Source organism: Vogesella perlucida (genome assembly GCF_979366545.1).
Window position 1 is genome coordinate 1 of sequence record NZ_CEETRO010000028.1, and the last position, 1,065, is coordinate 1,065.

The following is a 1,065-nucleotide window of genomic DNA, read 5'->3' on the forward strand; positions in this document are numbered from 1 at the left end:
CGGGTCGAGTTTGGCGGTGAGGGCCGGGCCGGTGGTATCAATGGTGACCGGCACGCTAGCGTTAGTGGTGTTGCCGGCCGGGTCGGTGGCGACCACCGGCAGGTTGGCCGCACCTTCTGGCAGCGGCTGCGTCGGGGTGACGCTCCAGGTGCCGTCCGGTTTCACCGTGGTGGTGAGCACTTCGCCAGTCGGGGTGGTGACTTTGATGCTGTCGCCAGCATTGCCGGTACCAATGATGGTCGGCGTGGTGTCGTTGGTGATGCCGTCGCCTGGCGTACCGCTGTCGCTAGCCGGGTCGAGCTTGGCGGTGAGGGCCGGGCCGGTGGTGTCGATGGTGACCGGTACGCTGGCGCTGGTGGTGTTGCCGGCCGGGTCGGTGGCGACCACCGGGATGTTGGCCGCCCCTTCTGGCAGCGGCTGCGTCGGGGTGACGCTCCAGGTGCCATCCGGGTTGACGGTGGTGGTGAGTTCTTCGCCGGTCGGGGTGGTGACTTTGATGCTGTCACCGGCATTGCCGGTGCCGCTGATGGTCGGCGTGGTGTCGTTGGTAATGCCGTCGCCTGGCGTACCGCTGTCGCTGGCCGGATCGAGTTTGGCGGTGAGGGCCGGTGCGGTCAGGTCGACGATGGCGCTGTCGCTGCCGGGCGCGCTGCTGTTGCCGGCGGCGTCGACGATGACGGCGCTGACGTCCAGTGTGCTGCCATCGGCTGGCAATGGCGTGGTGGCGGTGACGAAGCCGTTGGCTTTGTCGGTGGCGCTGACCACGATGTCTTGCGTGCTGCCACCTACGGTGACTTTGACGGTGTCTCCGACCTCGACTTTGCTCGGGTCGAACGCCACTTTGAGGTCGACCGGACCCTGGGCTTCGCTGGCGTTGATGTAGCCGTCGTTGTTGGTGTCTTCGGCGATGGTAACGGTCGGCGCATTGCCGCCGTTAGGCACACCGCTGTCGATGGTGACCGGTACGCTGGCGTTGGTGGTGTTGCCGGCCGGGTCGGTGGCGACCACCGGAATGTTGGCCGCCCCTTCTGGCAGCGGCTGCGTCGGGGTGACGCTCCAGGTGCC

At 67.4% G+C, this 1,065-nt stretch carries 1 protein-coding gene; it reads right to left on the reverse strand.

The genetic code is table 11. The features are described from left to right. Positions 1-1,065: Ig-like domain-containing protein (locus tag ACZ9XP_RS17720; protein ID WP_465188940.1), on the reverse strand; the 1,065-nt coding region annotated here is incomplete at both ends.